General features: G+C 73.5%; 4 protein-coding genes and 1 pseudogene. 2 read left to right on the top strand and 3 right to left on the bottom strand.

Annotated features, from left to right (window positions below; genetic code table 11):
- Window positions 1-181 (top strand): annotated as a pseudogene (locus tag ACFXB5_RS15585) (YihY/virulence factor BrkB family protein); the annotation flags it as partial.
- 33 nt (window positions 182-214) lie between these two features.
- On the opposite strand, the gene ACFXB5_RS15580 reads toward ACFXB5_RS15585, so the two are convergent.
- The 3 genes from ACFXB5_RS15580 to ACFXB5_RS15570 all read right to left on the bottom strand — a co-directional run bounded on the left by ACFXB5_RS15580 (window position 215) and on the right by ACFXB5_RS15570 (window position 23,090).
- On the bottom strand, window positions 215-490 hold the full coding sequence (locus ACFXB5_RS15580; protein WP_385207533.1) for a cytochrome P450: 276 nt from the start codon (window positions 488-490) through the stop codon (window positions 215-217).
- 171 nt (window positions 491-661) lie between these two features.
- Window positions 662-11,980: an SDR family NAD(P)-dependent oxidoreductase gene (locus ACFXB5_RS15575; RefSeq protein WP_385207619.1), complete on the bottom strand. Its 11,319-nt coding sequence runs from the start codon at window positions 11,978-11,980 to the stop codon at window positions 662-664.
- Window positions 11,981-12,071: 91 nt separating this feature from the next.
- On the bottom strand, window positions 12,072-23,090 hold the full coding sequence (locus tag ACFXB5_RS15570) for a type I polyketide synthase (protein WP_385207531.1): 11,019 nt from the start codon (window positions 23,088-23,090) through the stop codon (window positions 12,072-12,074).
- 420 nt (window positions 23,091-23,510) lie between these two features.
- Here ACFXB5_RS15570 and rsgA point away from each other — a divergent pair, with 420 nt between their 5' ends.
- Complete coding sequence (gene rsgA, locus ACFXB5_RS15565) at window positions 23,511-24,665, top strand: ribosome small subunit-dependent GTPase A (protein WP_385207528.1); 1,155 nt, start codon at window positions 23,511-23,513, stop codon at window positions 24,663-24,665.
- Window positions 24,666-24,877: the final 212 nt, after the last annotated feature.

Below are 24,877 nucleotides of genomic sequence, written 5' to 3'. Positions count from 1 at the left end.
GCCGGGTGGGCGGCCCGCGTATCCGGCCGCGGGCACGGCGCAGCCCTCGGGCCCACCGCCGGGGGGGCGGGGGGCGGGGGCGCCCCGGCCGCCCCGGCTGGGGCCGAGGCGTCCGGAGGTACGGTCCGCGGCGGACGGCGCGGACGACACCGCGGCGGACGACGACCACCCGGTGCGCTGACCGCGCGCTGACCGCGCCGCGTCCTACCCCGCCCTACCCCACAGGGGTGAACCGCACCGGCAGCCGAAGGAGGCCGCGCATCATGCTGGGGCGCCAGGCCAGGGTGTCCGGGTCGGTGTCCAGGGCCAGGTCCGGGCACCGCTCCAGCAGCGCCCGCAGCGCGATCGTGGCCTCCAGCCGGGCCAGCGGCGCGCCCAGGCAGTGGTGGACGCCGTGGCTGAAGTCCAGGTGCCTCCTCGACGGCGGCGTCCAGCAGCGCGTAATCGGCCCGGAGGGCGGCCAACTGCTCGGGGGCGCGCAGCAGCGCACAGGTGCCGTTGGAGAGCCCGACGGCGGCCCCTTCCCGTTACCAGGGGCTCCGCCCCTGGACCTCGGGGGCCGGGGCGGAGCCCGCACGCGGCGGAGCCGCACATCGATGCTGCGTGGGAAGGGGCGGGGAGGGGAACAGCCCGCCGCGGGCGTCACGATCTGCCGACGCGGTCACAGCCCCCGTTCGGTGAGCCAGTTCTCGATGGCCTCGGTGGTCTCGGGGAGGTGGTGCTCCATGATCGTGAAGTGGTCTCCCGGGGTGGCCTGGGCGGTGTGCGGGAAGGGCCAGGTCGCGCGCCAGGCGTCGCCCTCGAACCCCTCGTCCTGGTGGGGCATGGGCTCGGCCGCGCTCAGGAAGAACGTCGGGCTCTGGGCGGGCCGCAGCGCGCACTCCTCCATCAGCAGCGCGTTGTAACGCCCGCTCGCCGAGAGCTTCGCGCCGGTCAGCGCGAAGTCGCCGAGCAGTTGCTCCCGGGAGTCCAGGCCCTCGTTCAGCGCGATGTGGGTCTTCTCGGAGAACTGGTGGGTGGCCTCGAAGGTGTCGAGCAGCACGACCGCGCCGGGCGGCAGCTCCGCCCGTTCGGCCCGCTCCGCCAGGGCGTAGGCGAGCAGCCCGCCCATGGAGTGTCCGACCAGGACGTAAGCCTCGGCGCCGAGGGCCGCGCGCAGCTGATGGAGGTGCAGTTCGATCAGGGCGTCGAAGCTGTCGGCCACCAACTCGCCTTCGAGGTAACCGGGGTTGACCAGGGAGAGCACATCCCGCCTGCCCTCGAACATCTGCGCCATCATTCCGTACTGGATCGGCCCGGCGGTGGCGGTGATGGCGGGCAGACACACCAGCGTGGCCCGGGTGCCGTCGCCACTCGCCATCTTCACCGGCGGGAGGATGTGGTCGGCGGCGCCCTCGGTGGTGAAGGACGGCCGGAGCCGGCCCGCGGCCTGGATGAGTGCCATGCCCACCGACTGGGCCCGGCCGCTGGCGTACGCCTGGTGGTAGAGGGTGGTGAGGCTGTCGTAGGGGTCCGACTCCGGGGCCGCGGTGGCCTTCGCCAGCTCCAGCTCGATGGCGGACGGGGGTGGCGTGGAGCCGTCCGGGGCGGTCTCGGGCGCGGTTTCGGGGGCGGTCTGCCGCTGGGGCATGGTGTCGGCCACGGGCGCGCTCGGCCGGGTGTCGGCCCGGCTGTCCACCAAGACGGCCAGGTGCCCGGCGAGCCGGTCCACGGTCGAGTGCTCGAACGTCGCCGTGGCCGACAGCCGGAGCCCGAGCAGTGTGGCGAGCCGGTCGCGCAGATCGATCCCGCGCACCGAGTCCATGCCGAGCGCCAGGAACTCGGCATCCTGGCCGATCTCGGCGCCCGCATCGTGGTGGAGCACCGCGCGCAGCTGTTCCCGGACGAGGTCCGCCAGCAGCCGTTCCCGGTCCTCGGGCGGGGCGTCCAGGACGCGCTGGGCGGCGGCGGTGTCCTGCGGCCGGGGGCCCGGCCGTTCGCGCCGTACGGGACGGGCCGCACGCTCCTCCGCGGCCGCCCGCAACCGGTCCGCGGACACCGGCCGCAGCGTCAACTCCTCGATATGAGCGAGCGGTTGACCGTTGTCGCGAGTGAGATGGACACCGATGGCGTCCGGGCCGACGGCGGACAGCCGTACCCGTACGGTGGCGGGCGGGGCGGTGTCCGGGGCGGAGTGCGGCCGGACACCGGTCCAGGAGAACGGCATCCGGATCGGCGCGCCCGCCGACTCCGCCTGGTCGAAGAACCCGCCGAGGCCGATCGCGTGCAGGGCGGTGTCGAGCAGCGCGGGGTGCAGCGCGAAGCCGTCCACGGGTCCGCCACCGTCCCCCTCGCCCAGGGCCACCTCCGCGAAGACGTCCCCGTCGCGCCGCCAGGCCGACCGCAGACCGCGGAAGGCCGGGCCGTAGTCGAAGCCGTCGGACGCCAGCCGGTCGTAGAAGCCCGTCAGGTCGACGGCGCGGGCTCCGGGCGGCGGCCAGGCGGCCGCCATTTCGGCGAACGCGGCCGCATCGGTGCCGTCGTCCCGGGTGCCTTCCGGGCCCGCCGGATCCGGTGCCACGACGGCCCGCACATGGCAGGTCCAGCCCGCCGCCGTGTCCTCGGCCGCCGACTCGCGGCGGGAGTGCACGGTGAGCTCCCGCCGACCCTCCTCATCGGGCTCGCCCACCTGGATCTGCAGGTGGGCAGCCTCGGTAGCGGGCAGGAACAGCGGCTCCTGGAGGGTGAGTTCGGGCAGGTGCGGGCAGCCGACCGTACGTCCCGCGTACAGCGCCCAGTCGAGGAACACGCTGCCGGGCAGCACCACACCGCCCAGCACCGCGTGGTCGGCGAGCCAGCGGTGAGTGGTCTGCGACAGCCGCGCGGTGAACAGCACCGTGTCGGTCCCGGCCGGGGCCACCGCCCCCGCGAGCAGCGGATGGTCCACCGCCGTGAGCCCGGCGCCGCCCACGTCCCCGGTGTGCTCGGGCGCGTCCAGCCAGTACCGCCGCGCGCGGAACGCGTACGTCGGCAGATCGACGGGCCGCCCGCCTGCGAACGCGGTCGGCCACGCCACCGCGCCACCGGCCACGAACAGCTCCGCGAGCGCCGTGAGCAGCCGCTCCCGGCCGCCCTCGTCCCGCCGCAGCGTGCCCACCACCACGGCTGTCGAGGTGCCCGGCGGTGTCCGCTCGACCGTCTGCTCGATCCCGGGGATCAGCACCGGGTGCGGGCTGACCTCGATGAACACCGTGTGCCCGGTGTCGGCCAGGGCGCGGGTCGCCTGCTCGAACCGCACGGTCTCGCGGAGGTTCCGGTACCAGTACTCCGCGTCGGCACTCGCGCCGTCGAGGAGGGCGCCGGTCACCGTCGAGTACATCGGCACCTCGCCGGGGCGAGGTGTGATGGGCGCGGCCAGCTCCAGCAGCCGTTCACGGATCCGTTCGACCTGCGGAGTGTGCGAGGCGTAGTCCACCGGGATGCGGCGCGCCCGCACCCCGTCGCGTTCACACGCCGCCATCAGCTCGTCCAGCGCCGCCGTATCCCCGGCGACCACGGTCGAGCCGGGCCCGTTCACGGTGGCCACGCAGAGCCGCTCGCCCCAGGGCGCCACCAGCTTCCCGGCCTCGTCCACCGGCACGGGCAGCGAGACCATGCCGCCCCGGCCCGCCAGTTCGCTCCCGATCAGCCGACTGCGCAGCGCGACGACACGGGCGGCGTCCTCCAGCGACAGCACCCCCGCGACACACGCCGCCGCCAGCTCGCCCTGGGAATGCCCCACCACGGCGGCGGGCTCGACCCCATGGGACCGCCACACCCGCGCCAGGGACACCATGACCGCCCACAGCACCGGCTGCACCACATCGACCCGGTCCAGCGACGGCGCGCCGGGGCGTCCGCGCACCATATCGAGCGGTGACCACTCGACATACGGGGCCAGCGCACGGGCGCAGTCGTCGAACGACTCGGCGAACTCCGTTGAGGCATCGAGGAGTTCGGCCGCCATCCCGGCCCACTGGGAGCCCTGCCCGGGGAACACGAACACCGGCCCCGACCGGTCGGCGTCCACGGGCCGGTCCGTGGACACACTCCGCACCACCCCGGTGGCCGGTTCGCCACGGCCGAGCGCCGCCAGCCGGTCCAGGAAGTCCTCCCGGGTGCGGCCGATCACCACGGCGCGCCGCCCGAAGACGGCCCGGGACAGCAGCGAGCGGGCCACATCGACGGGCGCCAAGTCCGGTTCGGCGGCCAGCCGCTCCCGCAGTCGGCGGGCCTGGTCGCGCAGGCTCTCGGCGCTCTTCGCCGAGAGCACCCACGGCACCGCCACCGCCACCGGCGTCGGCTCAGTGGCGATGTCGGCGTCCGGCGACTCCTCCAGGATCACATGGGCGTTGGTGCCGCTGATGCCGAACGACGACACCGCGCCGCGACGGGGCGCATCGGCCGAGGGCCAGGGCTCGTTCTCGGCGGCGAGCCGCAGCGCCCCCGCCGTCCAGTCCACCCGCTCGGTGGGGCGTTCGGCGTGCAGGGTGCGGGGTACGACGCCATGGCGCATCGCCAGCACCATCTTGATGACACCCGCGACCCCGGCCGCCGCCTGGGTGTGGCCGAGGTTGGACTTCACCGAGCCCAGCACCACCGGCCGGTCGGCGGGCCGGTCCCGGCCGTACGTGGCGAGCAGGGCCCGCGCCTCGATCGGGTCGCCCAGCGATGTCCCCGTACCGTGCGCCTCGACCACGTCCACATCGGCCGCCGTGAGTCCCGCGTTCGCCAACGCCTGCCGGATGACGCGCTGTTGGGCCGGGCCGCTGGGCGCGGTGAGGCCGTTGGACGCGCCGTCCTGGTTGAGCGCGGAGCCCCGGAGCAGCGCCAGCACCCGGTGGCCGTTGCGGCGGGCGTCGGACAGCCGCTCGACCACCAGCATGCCGACGCCCTCGGCGAAGCCCATCCCGTCGGCCTCGGCGGCGAACGCCTTGGACCGCCCGTCGGGGGCCAGCCCGCCGACCCTGCTGAACTCGACGATCGGCCGTGGGGTCGACATCACCGTCACCCCACCGGCCACCGCGAGACCGCATTCGCCCTGCCGTACCGCCTGCGCGGCCAGGTGCAGCGCCACCAGGGACGAGGAACACGCGGTGTCCACGGTGATGGCCGGGCCCTCGAGCCCGAGGGCGTAGGCCACCCGGCCGGTGGCCACGCTGCCCGCGCTGCCGTTGCCGAGATAGCCCTCGAAGCCGTCGGCCAGCTGCTCGGGGAAGCGCGTGGCGTAGTCGTGGTAGATCAGCCCCGCGAAGATCCCGGTCGGGGTGGCGCGCAGCGCGGTGGGGTCGATGCCCGCGTGTTCGAACGCCTCCCATGTGGTCTCCAGCAGCAGCCGCTGCTGGGGGTCCGTTGCCAGCGCCTCACGGGGCGAGATGCCGAAGAACTCGGCGTCGAAGTCGGCCGCGTCGTACAGGAAGCCACCGGCCGGCGCATGGGTCCCGGGTCCGCCGGGGCGGCCCAGCTCGGCGTGCCAGCCACGGTCGTCGGGGAAGGAGCCGATGGCATCCCGGCCTTCGGCCAGCAGTCGCCACAGCTCCTCGGGCGAGCGCACCCCGCCGGGGAAGCGGCAGCTCATCCCGACGATCGCGATCGGGTCGTCGTCATCGGCGGCCGTGGCGGCACGGGTGGCCGACGCGGAGGCGGCGGACCGGGCGCCGGTGGTTTCGCCGTCCGGCGCCAGCAGCCGCAGCAGCTCGGCCACCAGCGCGGCCGGGGTCGGATGGTCGAAGACGGTGGTCACCGGAAGCCGCAGCCCGGTGGCCGTGCCGAGCCGGTTGCGCAGCTCCACGGCGGTCAGCGAGTCGAAGCCCAGGTCCCTGAACGAGCGGTCCCCGGCCACCGCGTCACCGCCCGTATGCCCCAGCACCACGGCGGCCTGGGCCCGTACGAGGTCGCTCAGCGTGCGCTCGCGGTCCGCCGGGGGCAGCGCGGCCAGGCGATCCCGCAGCCCGCCGCCCGTGGCCGTGTTGGCGGCGCCGCGCCGGGCCGCCGTCGTACGGACCAGCCCGCGCAGCAGCGGCGCGGGCTCGCCGTGGCGGCGCAGGGCGGCCACGTCCAGGCGCACCGGAACGCTGAGCGCGCGGGGCGCCCGTATGGCCGCGTCGAAGAGCGCCAGCCCCTGGTCGGTGGTGAGTGGCCGGACGCCCTGACGGCGCATCCGGTCGAGGTCGGTGGCGCCCAGGCCACCGGTCATCGCGCCGCGTTCGTCCCACAGGCCCCAGGCGAGCGCGTGTGCGGGCAGGCCCTGGTCGCGGCGGTGCCGGGCGAGGGCGTCCAGAAACGCGTTGGCGGCCGCGTAGTTGCCCTGGCCCGCCGAGCCCAGCACCCCGGCGGCGGAGGAGAAGAGCGCGAACAGCGCCAGGTCCCGGTCCCGGGTCAGCTCATGCAGATACCAGGCCGCGTCCGTCTTGGGGCGCAGCACGGTGTCCAGCCGCTCGGGGGTCAGCGCGGAGACCACACCGTCGTCCAGCGCCCCGGCCGCGTGCACCACACCGCGCAGCCCCGGCAGGCCGTCCAGCAGCGCGCCCAGCGCCGCGCGGTCGGACACATCACACGCCACCACCCGGGCCGTGGCGCCCAACTCGACCAGTTCGGCGACGAGTTCGCGTGCTCCGGGGGCGTCCGAGCCCCGTCGGCCGACGAGGGCGAGGTCGGTGACGCCATGGCGGGTGACCAGATGCCGGGCCACCGCCGAGCCGATGACCCCCGTGCCACCGGTGATCAGCACGGTGCCGTCGATCGCGTCCCGGGGCGGGGTGAGCACCACCTTCCCGGTGTGACGTGCCTGGCTGACGTGGCGGAACGCCTCCCGTGCCCGGCGGGTGTCCCACGCCGTCACCGGCAGTGGCGCCAGCACACCCGCCTCGAACAGCTCGGCGAGACCGGCCAGCATCGCGCCCAGCCGCTCCGCCCCGGCCTCGGCGAGGTCGAACGCCCGATAGCCGACGCCCGGCCATCGCGCGGCCACCCCATCGGCGTCCCGGACATCCGTCTTGCCCATCTCGATGAACCGGCCGCCGCGCGGCAGCAGCGTCAGCGAGGCGTCGATGAACTCCCCGGCCAGACAGTTCAGGACGACATCGACGCCACGGCCATCGGTCGCGGTCAGGAAGCGGTCGGCGAACTCCAGGGTGCGCGACGACGCCACCCGCTCGGCCGGAACGCCCATGCCGCGCACCACGGGCCACTTCGGCTCGCTCGCGGTGGTGTACACCTCGGCCCCGAGATGGCGCGCCAGCCGTACCGCCGCCATCCCCACGCCCCCCGCGGCGGCGTGCACCAGAACCGCCTCGCCCGCACGCACCCGGGCCAGCTCGACCAGCGCGTAGTACGCGGTCAGGAACACGGCGGGCACCGACGCCGCCTGCGGAAACGTCCAGCCGTGGGGCATCCGCACGACCATCCGGGCGTCGGCCACCGCCACGGGGCCCGCATACGCGCCCGACACCAGCCCCATCACCCGGTCGCCCACCGCGAGGCCGTCGACACCGGGGCCGACCTCCAGCACCACACCGGCGCCCTCGGCCGCGAAGAGGCCCTCACCGCTGGATACCACGCCCAAGGAGACAAGGACATCACGGAAGTTGACGCCCGTGGCGCGTACCGCGATCCGCACCTGGCCCGGGGCCAAGGGCTCCTCGACCCGCGGAGCGGGCACCAGCCGCAGCCCCTCCACGGTGCCCCCGGTGTCCAGGTCCAGGCTCCAGGCCCCCTCGGGGGCCGCCAGTATTCCGGCGTCCGACGGCGAGACCCGGCCCAGCCGTGGGACGGACACCGCTCCGACGCGCACCACGAGCTCCGGCTCACCGGTGGCGAGGGCGGCGGACAGCGCCGCCGTGGACTCGGGCGCGCCGTCCAGATCCACCTGAGCGAACCGGCCCGGGTGCTCCGAGCACACCGAACGCCACAGCCCCCGCACCCCGGCCAGCGCCAGCTCGGCCCGCTCACCCGGGAACGCCGCCACCGCACTCCGGGTCACCAACGCCAGCCGAACGCCGTCGAGTTCGGGATGGCTCAGCCACTCCCGTACCGTCTCCAGCACGGCCGCCAACCGGTCCCGGCTAGCGGCGGGCATATCGGCCACCCCGTCCGGCGCCTGCGCCGGGAAAGCGGGCAGCACCACCAGCTGGGGCAGCGGTGTGCCGTTGCGTACGGCGGCGAGGAGCGCGGCCACGTCCGCATGGACGGGGGCGTCGGGGGCGTCGGGCAGGGCAGTGCCGAGCACCGCCATGGGCTCCGTGGCCTCGGACGGCCGGAGGGGCAGCGGCGTCCATGTGACCTCGAAGAGCGCGTCCGGGGCCGTCCCGGTGGCGACCGTCAGCGCGTCGTCCGTCAGGGGCCGCGAGACCACCTCGTCGACGGTGAGGATCGGCAGCCCGGCGAGGTCCGTCATCCACACCGAGATCCCGCCCGGCCCCGTGGGCGCCATCCGCACCCGGGCGACGGTCGCACCCGTGGCATGCAGCCGTGCCCCGGAGAACGACAGCGGCATCATCCGCTCCGTCTCGCCCTCCAGGAGCCCCACCAGCCGCGGCTGCAACGCCGCGTCCACCAGCGCCGGATGCACACCGAACCGGCCCACGTCACCGGCGGCCGACTCCGGCAGCCGCACCTCGGCGAACACCTCCTCGCCCCGGCGCCATACGGCACCCACGCCCTGGAACACCGGGCCGTAGCCATAGCCGTGGTCCGCCAGCCGCTCGTAGAACGCGTCGATGTCCACCGGCTCCGCGCCGGTGGGCGGCCACTGGGCCTCGGCCTCCGGCTCCGCGTCCGCGTCCATGTGCTCGTCGTACTCGTCGCCGGGCGACGACGCGGAGGCCGTCAGCGTCCCCGTGGCATGACACACCCAGTCCGCCGGATCGTCGTCCTGCCCCGGGCGGTGTGGCCGGGAGTGCAGCCGTACGGCGCATGCGCCCCGCTCGTCCGCCGTGTCGATGCCCACCTGGATGTCGAGGGCGGTGTCATCGGACGGGACGGTCAGCGGGGTGTGCAGAACGAGCTCGTCCAGCCGTTCGGCGCCCATGTGCCGCCCGGCTCCCAGCACGAGCTCCAGCAGGGCCGCGCCCGGCACCAGAACCCGGTCCAGCACCATGTGGTCGGCCAGCCATGGATGCGTACGGGTGGAGATCCGGCCCGTGAACACGAACCCGCCGCCCTCGGCCATGCTCACCCCGGCCGCCACCAGCGGATGCCCCACCACGGACAGCCCCGCGCCCGCGAGATCCCCGGCCCGCTCGGCCGCCGAAAGCCAGTAGTGGTGGCGTTGGAAGGGGTAGGTGGGGAGGTTGGCGGGGGTGGGGGTAGGGGTGTTGGGGGTGAGGATTGCGGGCCAGTTGGGGGTGAGGCCGTGGGTCCAGAGGGTGGCGAGGGAGGTGAGGAGTTGTTGGGTGTCGCCGTGGTCGCGGCGGAGGGTGCCGGTGGCGTGGGCGTTGGCTTCTTGGATGGCGGTGGTGAGGACGGGGTGAGGGCTGGTCTCGAGGTAGAGGGTGTGGCCGTCGGCGGTGAGGGTGTGGATGGTGTCGTGGAAGCGGACGGGTTCGCGGAGGTTGCGGTACCAGTACTCGGCGTCGAGGGTCCCGCCGTCGATGGGGGTGGCGGTGACGGTGGAGTACAGGGGGATGTCGCCGGCGCGGGGGGTGATGGGCGCGGCGAGTTGGAGGAGCTGTTCCCGGATGCGTTCGACGTGGGGGGTGTGGGAGGCGTAGTCGACCGGGATGGTGCGGGTACGCAGTCCGGCGTTCTCGGCTGCGGCGGTCACCTCGGCGAGCCCGGTGGGGGTTCCGGCGATGACGGTGGAGGTGGGCCCGTTGACGGCCGCGATCCAGACGTCGTCGCGGCCGGTCAGCAGCTCGCGCGCCTGGTCGGCGGGGGCAGTGAGGGAGACCATGCCGCCGTGTCCGGCCAGCTCCTGGGCGATGAGGCGGCTGCGCAGTGCCACGAGCCGTGCACCGTCGTCGAGGGAGAGCGCACCGGCTACGCATGCGGCGGCGATCTCGCCTTGTGAGTGGCCGATGACGGCGGAGGGCTCGATGCCGAGTGAACGCCACACCTGGGCCAGGGACACCATCACGGCCCACAGGGCGGGCTGGACCACCTCCACCCGCTCCAGCGCGTTTTCGTCCGAGGTCTCGCGTAGGACGTCGAGGAGGTTCCACTCGATGTGCGGGGCGAGGGCCTGGGCGCAGCGGTCGATGGATTCGGCGAACACGGGCGAGGTGTCGAGCAGTTCGGCGGCCATGCCGACCCACTGCGACCCCTGACCGGGGAAGACGAACACCACACCGGACGGCGGTTCTTCTGGGGCCACTCCGCTGACCACATGGGTGGCGGGCTCGCCGGTGGCAACGGCGTCCAGTCCGGCCAGGAAGGTGTCCCGGTCGGCGGCCACGACCACCGCGCGGTGGTCGAGCGCGGCCCGGTGTTGTGCGAGTGTCCAGCCGATGTCGGCGAGGTGCCGGTCGCTCGTGGCCGCGAACGTCAGCAGTTGCGCGGCCTGTGCACGTAGCGCGGTCTCGGAGCGTGCCGAGATCACCCACGGCAGCAGACCCTCCGTGGGCAGGGACTGGGACGTGGTGTCGGCCGTCGGGGCCGCTTCGAGGATCACATGGGCGTTGGTGCCGCTGACCCCGAACGACGACACCGCCGCGCGGCGTGCCCGTTCTGCTTCGGGCCAGGGCGCGTTCTCCGTCACCAGCTCCACCGCACCGGAGCCCCAGTCCACATGCGGCGTCGGCTCGTCCACATGCAGGGTGCGCGGTACGACGTCATGGCGCATCGCCATGACCATCTTGATCACACCGGCCACGCCCGCCGCCGCCTGGGTATGGCCGAGGTTGGATTTCACCGAGCCCAGCAGCGCGGGGTGTTCGGCGGACCGGTCCTGGCCGTACGTGGCGAGCAGCGCCTGCGCCTCGATGGGGTCGCCCAGCGCCGTACCGGTCCCGTGTGCCTCGATCACATCCACCTCGGACGAGGCCACGCCCGCGTCGGCCAGCGCGTCCTGGATCACCCGCCGCTGGGCGGGGCCGTTGGGCGCGGTGAGCCCGTTGGAGGCACCGTCCTGATTGACCGCGGTGCCACGGATCACGCCGAGCACCTGGTGGCCGTTGCGGCGGGCGTCGGACAGCCGTTCCACCAGCAGCAGCCCGACGCCCTCGGCCGCGCCCATGCCGTCCGCGGCGGCGGAGAACGCCTTGCACCGGCCGTCCCGGGCCAGCCCCTGCTGCCTGCTGAACTCGGTGAACAGATCCGGCGTGGACATCACGGCGACTCCGCCGACGACCGCCATCCCGCACTCGCCGTCGCGCAGCGCCCGCACCCCCAGATGCAGCGCCACCAGCGAGGACGAACACGCGGTGTCCACGGTGAGGGCCGGGCCGGTCAGCCCGAAGGTGTAGGCGATACGCCCGGAGATGACACTGCCCGCGACACCGGTCATGGCATGGCCCTCGACCTCCTCCGGGATCGCGGGCAGCCTGCTGCCGTAGTCATGGAAGCTGGCGCCGATGAACACCCCGCTCCGGCTGGAGCGCAGCGACACCGGATCGATGCCCGCTCGCTCGAACAGCTCCCAGGACGTCTCCAGCAGCAGTCGCTGCTGGGGGTCCATAGCGAGCGCCTCACGCGGGGAGATGCCGAAGAAGGAGGCATCGAACTCGCCCGCTGTGTGCAGGAATCCGCCCTCGGCGGTGTACGAGGTGCCCGGCCGTTCGCCGTCCGGGTCGACCAGCCCCGCCAGATCCCAGCCACGGTCGACCGGGAACCCGGAAATGGCGTCCCCGCCGCCTTCGACGAGCTCCCACAGCGCCTCGGGCGAGGCCACTCCGCCGGGGTAGCGGCAGCTCATCCCGACGATCGCCACCGGCTCGGCGGCCGCGGACTCCGCCACCCGCAGTTGCGCCCGCGTCTCCTTGAGCTCCGCGGTGACCCGGGTCAGATAGTGGCGGAGCTTGTGCACATCGTCCATGTCGGGGCTCCATGCGAAGAGTCGGCGGTGAGAGGTGGGTATGGCGGAGGACCGGCCGGTCGGCGGGCCGGGCGGAACGGGATCAGGAGATCCCGAACTCCTTCTCGATGTAGTCGAAGAGCTCGTCGTTGGTGGCCGCTTCGAGATCGTCGGACGTCACCGGCTCCTCGGCGGTGTCCACGGTGCCTACGGCGTCCATGGCGTCCACGGCGGACCGGAGCAGTCGGCGCAGCCGGTGGGCGATCTCGGAACGGGCCGGGGCATCGCTCGGCAGTGACACCAACAGCCGTTCCAGGCGGTCGAGTTCGGCGGCACCGTCACGCGCGGCACCGTCACGCGCGGCACCGTCACGCGCGGCACCGTCACGCGCGGCACCGCCATCCGAGTCGCCGCCGATGCCGCTGAAGAGCTGTGTGTACAGGTAGTCAACGAGCTCGGTCACGGTCGGGAAGTCGAAGATCACGGTGGCGGGCAGTTGGAGACCCGTGACGCTCCCGAGCCGGTTGCGCAGCTCCACCGCCGTGACCGAGTCCAGGCCGAGCTCCAGGAACGGCCGTCTGGTGCCCACGGCCTCGGCCGAGCCATGGCCGAGGACGGCGGCCACCTGGCCGCGTACGGCCTCGAGGAGCCGCCGTTCGCGCTCCTCGGGCTTCGCGTCGGCGAGCCGATCGCGCAGGGCCGCCACCGGACCGCCCCCACCACCGTCCGCCGCCGGGGCCGCCGCACCGTCGACCCCGGCGAGCGCCCGCCGGGCCTCGGGGATCTCCTCGAGGAGAGGGCTGGGACGGGCGGCGGTGTAGGCGTGGGCGAAGCGGTCCCAGTCGATATCGGCGATCACCAGGGCCGTTTCGTCATCCGCCAGCGCGGCCTCCAGCGCGCGGAGCGCCGACTCCGGCGGCAGCAGCGGTACGCCATGGCGCAGCCGCAGCTCGGTCACCGCGTCCCGTTCGGCCATACCGCCCTGCGCCCAGGAACCCCAGGCCACGGAGGTGGCCACCAGCCCCCGCGCGCGGCGGTGGCGAGCCAGGGCGTCCATATAGGCGTTGGCGGGCGCGTAGTTGCCCTGACCCACCATGCCCACGGTGCCCGCCAGGGAGGAGAACAGCACGAACGCGGACAGCTCCAGGTCCCGGGACAGCTCATGCAGCCGCCACGCCGCATCGGCCTTCACCCGCAGCACCCGGTCCAGCTGCTCGGGGGTGAGGGAGGTGATGGCGGCGTCGTCCAGCACGGCCGCCGTGTGGAACACCGAGGTCAGGGGGTACGCGGCCGGAATCGATGCCAGAAGCGCGCGGAGCGCGTCGGCGTCCCCCACATCGCAGGCCGCCACGGTCGCCTCGGCCCCCGAGGCGGTCAGCTCGGCCACCAGCTCGGCCGCTCCCGGCGCGGTGTCCCCGCGACGGCTGACGAGCAGCAGATGCTCGGCGCCACGGGCCGCGAGCCGACGGGCCACCTGGCTGCCGAGGGCGCCGGTGCCACCGGTGATCAGGACCGTGCCCGGGCCGGGGGACCAGCCGTCGTCAAGCACATCGCCGAGGCGTGGCGCCCTGACGACACGGCGCCCGAGGATCCCGGTGGCGCGGACCGCGACCTGATCCTCGTGGCTCTCGGCGGCCAGTACGGCACACAGCCGGGCCGTCGTCCGCTCGTCCAGCTCCTGGGGCAGATCCACCAACCCGCCCCAGCGGGTGGCGAATTCCTGTGCCGCCACCCGGCCCAGACCCCACACCAGCGCCTGCGCCGGACCGGTCAGCGGATCGTGGTCGCCGACGGACACCGCACCCTGAGTGACACACCACAGTGGCGCGAACAGCCCCGCCGCCTCCAGGCCCTGAACCAGCCGCAGGGTGCGGTGCAGCCCGGCGGTCTCGTCGCGGGCGAGCAGCGAGAGCACGCCGACGACGGGCGCGGTGGTGTGCCCCGTGGTGGTGTGCGCCGTGGTGTGTGCGGTGAGGCCGGCGAGGGTGTCGGCCCAGTGGCGCGGATCGTCGGGCGCCACGACCAGCGTTTCCACCGTGGCCCCGTGTCGGCTGAGGGCCGTGGCGATCGCCTCGTACAGCGCATCGCCCTTCTGGTCGGGTGCCAGGACGACGAGCCAGCTGCCGGAGAGCGCGGGCGCGGTGGTGTCGGGCAGCGGCTTCCAGCCCTCGCGATACCGCCACGCGTCCATCGTGGACGCCGCGCTCTGCTGTCGATGCCACGCCGACAGCACGGGCAGCAGGGTCGTCAACTCCGCCTGTGACTCCTCCAACCGCAGGGTCCGGGCCAGCCCTTCCAGGTCCTCGCGCTCCACGGCCTCCCAGAATCCGGTGTGCGGGTCCGGGCTCGTTGTTGCGTTGGCGCGGTGTCGGCCCGGGGTCGCGGTGTCCAGCCAGTAACGGTGGCGTTGGAAGGGGTAGGTGGGGAGGTTGGCGGGGGTGTTGGAGGTGAGGAGGGTTGACCAGTTGGGGGTGAGGCCGTGGGTCCAGAGGGTGGCGAGGGAGGTGAGGAGTTGTTGGATGCCGCCGTGGTCGCGGCGGAGGGTGGGGGTGGCGTGGGCGTTGGCTTCCTGGATGGCGGTGGTGAGGACGGGGTGGGGGCTGGTTTCGAGGCAGAGGGTGTGGCCGTCGGCGGTGAGGGTGTGGATGGTGTCGTGGAAGCGGACGGGTTCGCGGAGGTTGCGGTACCAGTACTCGGCGTCGAGAGCCTCGCCGTCGATGGGGGCTGCGGTGACGGTGGAGTACATGGGCACATGCCCGACGTGGGGGGTGATGGGCGCGGCGAGCTGGAGGAGCTGTTCCCGGATGCGTTCGACGTGCGGGGTGTGGGAGGCGTAGTCGACGGCGATCGCACGGGCCCGGATCCCGGTGGCTTCCGCTTGTGCCATGACATCGGTGAGCGCGGCGGGGCTCCCGGCGATGACGGTGGAGGTCGGGCCGTTGACGGTGGCGATCCAGACGTCATCGCGGCCGGTCAGCAGCTCGCGCGCCTGGTCGCTGGAGGTGGTGAGGGAGACCATGCCGCCGTGTCCGGCCAGCTCATGGGCGATGAGGCGGCTGCGCAGTGCCACGAGCCGCGCGCCGTCTTCCAGGGTCAGCACACCGGCTGCGCACGCGGCGGCGATCTCGCCTTGTGAGTGGCCGATGACGGCTGAGGGCTCGATGCCGAGTGAACGCCACACCTGGGCCAGGGACACCATCACGGCCCAGAGGGCGGGCTGGACGACATCCACCCGCTCCAGCCCCGCGTCATCCCCGGTCGCCCGCAGCACATCGAGCAGATCCCAGTCGGTGTGCGGGGCGAGGGCCTGGGCGCAGCGGTCGATGGATTCGGCGAACACGGGCGAGGTGTCGAGCAGTTCGGCGGCCATGCCGACCCACTGCGACCCCTGACCCGGGAAGACGAACACCACACCGGACGGCGGCTCGCCCGAAACCACTCCGCTGACCACATGGGCGGCGGCTTCGCCGGTGGCGATGGCGTCCAGCCCGGTCAGGAAGGTGTCCCGGTCGGCGGCGACGACCACCGCGCGGTGCTCCAGCGCGGCCCGGTGCCGTGCCAGTGCCGAGCCGACATCCGCGAGATGCCGATCGCTCGTGGCCACGAACGCGCGCAACCGCGCTGCCTGTGCCCGTAGCGCGGCCTCCGAACGCGCCGAGATCACCCACGGCAGCACACCGTCCGTGGGCAGGGACTGGGACGTGGCGTCGGCCGTCGGGGCCGCTTCGAGGATCACATGGGCGTTGGTGCCGCTGACCCCGAACGACGACACCGCCGCGCGACGCGCCCGTTCGGCCTCGGGCCAGGGCGCGTTCTCCGTCACCAGCCGCACCGCACCGGATGCCCAATCCACATGCGGCGTGGGCTCGTCCACATGCAGGGTGTGTGGCACCACACCGTGGCGCAGGGCCAGCACCATCTTGATGACGCTCGCGACCCCGGCCGCCGCGCCGGTGTGGCCGACGTGGGCCTTCATCGAGCCCAGCAGGGCGGGGCGTTCGGCGGGCCGGTCCTGGCCGTACGTGGCGAGCAGCGCCTGTGCCTCGATGGGGTCGCCCAGCGCCGTACCCGTCCCGTGCGCCTCGATCACATCGACATCGGACGGCGCGAGACGTGCGTTCGCCAACGCCTGCCGGATGACCGCCTGTTGGGAGGGGCCGTTGGGCGCGGTGAGGCCGTTGGAGGCGCCGTCCTGGTTGACCGCCGTGCCACGGATGACGGCCATCACCTGGTGGCCGTTGCGGCGGGCCTCCGACAGCCGTTCGACCAGCAGCACGCCCACGCCCTCCGCCCACGCGGTGCCGTCCGCCGCCGCCGCGAAGGGTTTGCAGCGGCCGTCGGGGGCGAGCCCGCGCTGATGGCTGAACTCGGTGAACACACCCGGTGTGGAGATCACCGAGACGCCGCCCACGAGGGCCATCCCGCAGTCGCCGTTGCGCAGCGCCTGCACGGCGAGATGCAGTGCCACCAGCGAGGACGAACACGCCGTGTCCACCGTGACGGCCGGTCCGGTCAGCCCGAAGCTGTAGGCGATCCGGCCGGATGCCACGCTTCCCGCCGCTCCGGTGAAGAGGTAGCCCTCGGACGCCCCGGACCCCTCGGTGGCGGCGCCCGCACCGCCGTAGCCGTGCGGTACGAGGCCGATGAAGACCCCGGTACGGCTGCCACGCAGCGACAGCGGGTCGATGCCCGCGTGTTCCAGGGCCTCCCAGGAGGTCTCCAGCAGCAGCCGCTGCTGGGGGTCCATCGCCATCGCCTCGCGCGGCGAGATGCCGAAGAAGTCGGCGTCGAAGTCGGCCGCGTCCGGGAGGAATCCGCCCTCGTGGACATAGCTGCTGCCGGGGCGTTGGGGGCCGGGGTGGTGGAGCGCGCCGAGATCCCAGCCGCGGTCCGCCGGGAACGCGGAGAGCGTGTCCTGGTCGGACAGCAGCAGCCGCCACAGATCCTCGGGCGACCGTACGCCCGCGGGGAAGCGGCAGCTCGTGGCCACGATCGCGATCGGCTCGTCCAGGGCGGCCGCTCCTGGGACGACGGCGCCCGGCGCGTACGAGGAGCCCGCTCCCGCGGTGTCCCCGCCCGTGAGCCGGTCCAGCAGATGCCGGGCCAGCGTCAGGGGCGTCGGATAGTCGAAGACGACGGACGGCGCGAGCGCCACATCCGTCGCCACGGCCAGCCGGTTCCGTAGTTCCACGGCGGTCAGCGAGTCGAAGCCGAGATCCCGGAAGACCTTCCGCGTCTCCACCTCGTCGACCGACGACAGGCCCAGCACGGCCGCCGCGTGGCGGCACACCTCGTCCAGCACCACCCGTAGCCGGGGCGCGCCCTCGGCCGCTTCGGCCACCCGCCGTGCGAAGCCGTTGAGCGCCTCGGGCCCTTCGGCCGCCACGGTGGCGGACGGCAGATCGACCCGCACGGCGGAGGCGGGGCCGAGGGGCGCGAGCCAGTAACGCTCGCGCTGGAAGGCGTAGGTGGGCAAATCGATGGCTGTGGCGTGACTGGGTGCGAACACCGCCGCCCAGTCGGGGGCCACGCCATGGGCCCACAGGGTGGCGAGGGCGCTGAGGAGCTGCCGGACGCCACCCTGGTCGCGGCGCAGAGTTCCGGTGGCGAACACGGGCTGGTCGGCGGCGTGGCCGGTCTCCTCGACGGCGGTGGTGAGGACGGGGTGGGGGCTGGACTCCAGGAAGAGGGTGTGGCCGTCGGCGGGCAAGGTCCGCAGCGTGTCGTGGAAGCGGACGGGTTCGCGGAGGTTGCGGTACCAGTACTCGGCGTCGAGGGTCTCGCCGTCGATGAGGGTGGCGGTGACGGTGGAGTACAGGGGGATGTCGCCGGCGCGGGGGGTGATGGGCGCGGCGAGTTGGAGGAGCTGTTCCCGGATGCGTTCGACGTGCGGGGTGTGGGAGGCGTAGTCGACGGCGATCGCACGGGTCCGGATCCCGGTGGCCTCGGCCTTTGCCGTGGCCTCGGCGAGCCCGGTGGGGGTTCCGGCGATGACGGTGGAGGTGGGCCCGTTGACGGCCGCGATCCAGACGTCGTCGCGGCCGGTCAGCAGCTCGCGCGCCTGGTCGGCGGGGGCAGTGAGGGAGACCATGCCGCCGTGTCCGGCCAGCTCCTGGGCGATGAGGCGGCTGCGCAGTGCCACGAGCCGTGCACCGTCGTCGAGGGAGAGCGCACCGGCTACGCATGCGGCCGCGATCTCGCCCTGGGAGTGGCCGATGACGACGGAGGGCTCGATGCCGAACGAACGCCACACCTGGGCCAGGGACACCATCACGGCCCACAGGGCGGGCTGGACCACCTCCACCCGCTCCAGCCCCGCGTCATCCCCGGTCGCCCGCAGTACGTCGAGGAGGTCCCAGTCGGTGTGCGGGGCCAGGGCCTGGGCGCAGCGGTCGATGGATTCGGCGAACACGGGCGAGGCGTCGAGCAGTTCGGCGGCCATGCCCACCCACTGCGAGCCCTGCCCCGGGAAGACGAACACCGGACCGGCGGCCGACCCGGCGGACACCCCGGCCACCACATGAGCGGAGGGCTCACCGGCGGCGATCGCGTCCAGCCCGGTCAGGAAGCCGTCCCGGCCCCCGGCCACCACCACCGCACGGTGTTCCATGGCGGCCCGCTGCGTCGCCAGCGCCCACCCGATGTCCGACGGTATGGCGTCGGAGGTGGCGGCGAACGCACCCAGCCGGGCCGCCTGCGCTCGCAGCGCGGCGGGCGTCCGGCCCGACACCACCCACGGCAGCACACCCTCCGCCTCGACGAGCGGATTGGCGGGACGGGTGGCGCGGGCGCGGGCGGGGACGGGAGCCGGTGGGGCCTGCTCCAGGACCACATGGGCGTTGGTCCCGCTGATGCCGAACGACGAGACTCCGGCCCGCCGCGCCCGTCCGGCCTCCGGCCACGGACGCCCCTCCGTCACCAGTTCCACACCACTGGAGGCCCAGTCCACGTGCGGGGTCGGCTCGTCCACATGCAGCGTGGCGGGGACGACACCGTGGCGCATCGCCATGATCGCCTTGATGATGCCCGCGACTCCGGCCGCCGCCTGGGTGTGGCCGATGTTGGACTTCACCGACCCCAGCAGTGCGGGCCGGTCGGCGGGTCGGTCCCGGCCGTACGTGGCGAGCAGCGCCTGTGCCTCGATCGGATCGCCGAGCGCCGTTCCTGTGCCGTGTGCCTCGATCACATCCACATCGGACGCTGACAGGCCCGCGTCCGCCAGCGCCTGCCGGACCACCTGCTCCTGGGAGCGGCCGTTGGGCGCGGTGAGGCCGTTGGAGGCGCCGTCCTGGTTGACCGCCGTGCCACGGATGACGGCCATCACCTGGTGGCCGTTGCGGTGGGCGTCCGACAGCCGCTCCACCAGGAGCATGCCGACGCCCTCCGCCATTCCGGTGCCATCGGCCCCGGCCGCGAACGCCTTGCACCGGCCGTCGCGGGCCAGCCCGCCCTGGCGGCTGAACTCGGTGAAGATTCCCGGCGTGTTGAGGACGGTGACGCCACCGGCCAGGGCCAGCGAGGACTCCCCCCGCCGCAGCGACTGCACCGCCAGGTGCAGGGCCACCAGCGATGACGAGCAGGCGGTGTCCAGGGTGATGGCGGGCCCGGTGAGCCCGAGCAGATAGGCGATTCGGCCGGAGGCGACACTGGCGGTCTTGCCGGTGAGGAGATAGCCGTCCACCGCCTCCGGCGCCTCGTGCAGCCGTGGCCCGTACTCCTGGTCCATGGTGCCGACGAACACACCGGTACGGGTGGCGCGCAGCGCGTCGGGCGCGATGCCCGCGCGCTCCAGCAGCTCCCAGGAGGTCTCCAGCAGCAGCCGCTGCTGGGGGTCCATCGCCAGGGCCTCACGCGGGGAGATGCCGAAGAAGCGGGCGTCGAAGTCCGTGGCCCCGTCGATGAATCCACCGCTCCGGGCGAAGCTGCTGCCGGTGCCCTCGGTGCCGTGCAGCCGTTCCAGATCCCAGTCGCGGTCGTCCGGGAACGGCGAGATGGCGTCCCGTCCGTCCGCCACCAGCCGCCACAGATCCTCCGGGGAGTGCACCCCACCGGGGAGGCGGCAGCTCATCGCGATGATGGCGATCGGCTCGTCGTCGGGGGCGGCCACCGCCGCGGGTGTGGAGGAAGGGCCGCCGGCGGTGAGGTGTTCCGCGAGCCTGGCCGGGGTCGGGTGGCTGAAGAGCGCGGCGGGGGTGAGGCGGGTGCCCAGCGCGGCGTTGACGCGGTTGCACAGCTCGCTGAGCGAGATCGAGTCGAAGCCGAGGTCCTTGAAGGTCCGTCCGGTGTCGAGTTCGGCCACCGTCGTATGTCCGAGGACGGCGGCGGCCTGGGCCCGTACTTGATGGGCCACATCAAGGCCCGGAGCACCCGCGGCCCCCGGGGTGGCCACGGTGTCGAACCAGTGGCGCCGCCGCTGGAAGACACGGCCCGGCAGCTCGGCCCGGCGGGCGCCGGTCCCGGCGAACAGCTTCCCCCAGTCGGGGGCGGCTCCACGCACCCACAGCTCGGCCAGCGAGAGCAGCAGCCGCCGCGTGCCGCCCTCGCCCCGGCGCAGGGTGCCGACGGCGAGGCCGCCCGTGTCCTGGACGGCGGTGGTGAGCACGGGGTGCGAACTGCTCTCCAGGAAGAGGGAGTTGCCGTCCGCGAGCAGATTCTGGACGGTGTCGTGGAAGCGGACCTGTTCGCGGAGGTTGCGGTACCAGTACTCGGCGTCCAGCGCCTCGCCCGCGATGGGGGCGGTGGTGACGGTCGAGTACATCGGTACGTCCCCGGCGCGCGGCGCGACCGGCGCCGCGAGCCGCAGGAACTCCTCGCGGATCGCCTCGACATGCGGGGTGTGCGAGGCATACGCCGTGGCCACCCGGCGATGGCGCAGCCCGGCGGCCTCCGCTCTGGCCGTGACCTCGGCCAGCCCCTCCGGGCCGCCCCCGACCACCGTCGCGCCGGGTCCGTTGACCGCGGCGATCCATACGTCGTCCCGGTCCGCGAACAGCTCGGCCGCCCGCTCCTCCGACGCGCCGATGGACGCGAGACCACCCCGGCCGATCAGCGCCCCCGCGATCCGGCTGCGTACGGCGATCAGCCGGGCACCGTCCTCCAGCGACAGCGCTCCGGCCACGCACGCGGCCGCGATCTCACCCTGCGAGTGGCCCACGACGGCCGACGGGACGATGCCGAACGAACGCCATACTCGCGTCAGCGAGACCATCACGGCCCAGAGCGTGGGCTGCAGCACATCCGCGCGCTCCAGCGCGGTGCCGTCCTCGGTGTCCCGCAGTACGTCGAGGAGGTCCCAGTCGGTGTGCGGGGCCAGGGCGCGGGCGCAGCGGTCGATGGATTCGGCGAACACGGGCGAGGCGTCGAGCAGTTCGGCGGCCATGCCCACCCACTGCGAGCCCTGCCCCGGGAACACGAACACCGGACCGGCGGCCGACTCGCCGGCCATCCCGTTGACCACATGGGCGGAGGGCTCGCCGGAGGCCAGCGCGTCCAGCCCGGCCAGGAACCCATCGCGGTCCCCGGCCACCACCACGGCACGGTGCTCCAGGGCCGTCCGGTGCTCGGCGAGCGACCATCCGATGTCGGCGGGGGAGACGTCGCCGTCCGCGGAACTGTCCGCGGAACCGCCCGCCGATCCACCCACCGATCCGCCTGCGGAACCGTCCACCGATCCGCCCGCCGCGAACGACCTCAACTGGGCGGCCTGCGCCCGCACCCCGTCCGGCGTCCGCCCCGAGATCACCCACGGCAGTACGTCACCGCCCCACGCGCCCGCGACGCCTTCGGCCGCACCCGTGGTGAGCGGGACCACCGGAGCCTGCTCCACGACGACATGGGCGTTGGTCCCGCCGACGCCGAAGGACGACACCCCCGCGATCAGCGGTGCGTCCGGGCGCGGCCACGCCGACAGCTCGGTCTGCACCCGCAGATTCCACTCCTCCAGCGGAATCGCGAGGTTGGGGGAGCGGAAGTTGAGGCTGGGCGGGAGATGCGCCGCCTTCAGGGAGAGCAGGACCTTGATCAGGCCGGTGATCCCCGCGGCCCCTTCCAGATGGCCCACGTTCGTCTTGGCGGACCCCACCAGCAGCGGACGGTCCTTCGTACGCGCCGCGCCGATCGCCTCGGCCAGCGCCGCCGCCTCGATGGGGTCGCCGACGGGTGTGCCGGTGCCGTGCAGTTCGACGTACTGCACCTCGTCGGGGCCGACCCCGGCAGCGGCGTACGCCCGGCGCAACACCTCCGCCTGGGCGGTCCGGCTGGGGGTGGTGAGGCTGTCCCCGCCGCCGTCGTTGTTGACCGCGCCGCCGCGCAGCACCCCATGGATCCGGTCGCCGTCGGCGAGCGCGCGGGCGAGGGGTTTGAGCAGCACCAGACCGCCGCCCTCGCCGCGGACGAAGCCGTTGGCGCGGGCGTCGAAGGTGTAGCACATGCCGTCGGGGGAGAGCCCGCCGAAGCGTGCGGCGCTCAGCGCGCCGTCGTACGCGAGATTGAGGTGGACCCCGCCCGCGAGCGCGGTGTCGCATTCGCCGTCGCGCAGGCTCTGGGCGGCGGTGTGCACCGCGACCAGCGAGGACGACTGGCCGGAGTCCACCACCATGCTGGGGCCGCGGGTGCCCAGCAGATAGGAGAGCCGGTTGGCGATCATGCCGCGCTGGAGGCCGGTCAGGGTGTGATGGGTGACCGCGGAGTCGCCGCCGTGCCGCCGTAGCAGCGTGGCGTAGTCGTCGTTGATGGCGCCGACGAACACCCCCGTCCGCCCTTGGGCGAGCCGGGCCGGTGTGAGGCTGGCGTCCTCCAGGGTTTCCCAGCCCAGTTCGAGCATCAGCCGCTGCTGGGGGTCCATGGCGGCGGCCTCGCGCGGCGATATGCCGAAGAAGTCGGCGTCGAAGTGGTCGACCTCGTCGAGGAAGGCGCCGAATTCCGTCCCGGCTTCGGCTTCGGCTCGGGCCCCGGATCCGCCGTCGGATTGACGCGGAGTCCATCGATCTTCCGGTACGGACGTGATCGCGTCCGTACCCTCGCTGAGCAGACGCCAGAATTCCTCGGGCGTCCGGGCCCCCGGTAAACGACAAGAGAAACCGATGACCGCTACCGAATCATGGACATCGTGATGCCATGGCAAATCGGCGACTGTGGACAACTAGGTACACTCCCCCGTGACCTGGTGACCTGACCCGTTTATCGCGCGTGAAAACAAAGATCAACTGTCGCGAAGGTACCTCAGCGTCCGGCGGGTGCGCAAGCATGTTCGGGAGCCGCTGCTCGGGTCATGTTCCCCTGGTCACAGGGTGGTTGAGGGCGGCCCTTTCGTTTTCAACGAAAGAAAAAATGGATGGCGCCCCGTGCGGGGATGGGCTACGGTTTCTCCGTTCCGTGCGGGCCGTGATGGTCCGTGTTGCCGTGCGTTGAGGAAAGCAGGAGGTGAGGACATTGATGACGGTCTCGGTGGCGAGCGCCGCTCGCGTTCAGGAGTTCCTCATTTCCACCCCTGCGGTCTCCGGCTGACACCTCTTCGGAGGCCGCCCTTCGAAGGGTTTCCTCCGTGTTCAGCACTTCTTCCGGCTCTTCCAGCTCTTCTGACTCCTCTGGCCTCTCTGGCCTCTCTGACTCCGCGTCTCCGTACTCCCTCGCCGCCTATGGCTGGGATGACGGCTGGGCGGAGACGTTCGCCCCGTACGCCGCACAGGGCGTGGTACCCGGCCGGGTGATCCGGGTGGACCGTGGCCAGTGCGATCTGGTCACGCCGAGCGGCCCGGCGCGGGCCGATACCGAGCTGGTGACACCGCGCGATCCGATGCGGATCGTGTGCACCGGCGACTGGGCCGCCGTGGACGCCGAGGGCGATCCGCGTTACGTCCGTACGCTGCTGCCACGCCGTACCGCCCTCGTACGGTCCACCTCCTCCAAGCGCTCGGACGGCCAGGTGCTGGCGGCCAACGTCGACCACGCCGTCATCGCCGTCTCCCTCGCCGCCGAGCTCGACCTGGGGCGGGTGGAGCGGTTCACCGCGCTGGCCTGGGAGAGCGGCGCCCAGCCGCTGCTCGTCCTCACCAAGGCCGATCTGGTGCCCGACCCGGACACCCTCGCCCATCTGGTGTCCGACACCGAGATGGCGGCGCCCGGTGTGCGGGTGCTGCCGGTCAGCTCCGCGGCGGGGGAGGGGCTGGAGGAGCTCGGCGCCCTGCTCGCCTCCGGCACCTCGGTGCTGCTCGGCCAGTCCGGCGCGGGCAAGTCCACGCTGGCGAACGCGCTGGTGGGCGAGGCCGTCCAGGACGTACGGGCGATCCGCGACAGCGACGGCAAGGGGCGGCACACCACGACCACCCGCGATCTGCTGCCCCTGCCCTCGGGCGGGGTGCTGATCGACACCCCGGGGCTGCGCGGGGTGGGGCTGTGGGACGCCGAGGGCGGCGTCTCACAGGCGTTCGCCGAGATCGAGGAGCTCGCCGAGCGGTGCCGCTTCCCCGACTGCGCCCACCAGGCCGAACCCGGGTGCGCGGTGCTCGCCGCGATCGGCGACGGCTCGCTGCCGGAGCGGCGGCTGGAGAGCTACCGCAAACTGCTCCGCGAGAACGAGCGGCTCGCGGCCCGTACGGACGCGCGGCTGCGCGCCGAGCTGCGGCGGGACTGGAAGCAGCGGCAGGCGCTCGGTCGGCACATGATGGAGCGCAAGCGGGGGCCGAGGCACGGGCGGTAGCGGTACGACCGGGGCCGAGGCGGGCCGAGCCAGGCCGGGGTGGGGCGGTGAGGCAGGGCCCTGCCCCGTCCGGCCCGGAGGCCACCGTGCCCCGTCCGGTCGGCCCCGGGGCCGACCCGGCCCGGCACGGCCCCCGGCAGCGCACCCCCCCGGGCGGCGCCCCCGGCCCCGCCACCCCGCCCCACCAGTTCACCCCACCCGGATGGATACCG

Origin of the sequence: Streptomyces sp. NPDC059455 (assembly GCF_042750115.1) — a bacterium.
Taxonomy (GTDB): Bacteria; Actinomycetota; Actinomycetes; order Streptomycetales; family Streptomycetaceae; genus Streptomyces; species Streptomyces endocoffeicus.
Note: the sequence above shows the minus strand (reverse complement) of the source record. Positions and strands in the feature narration are given on the sequence as shown.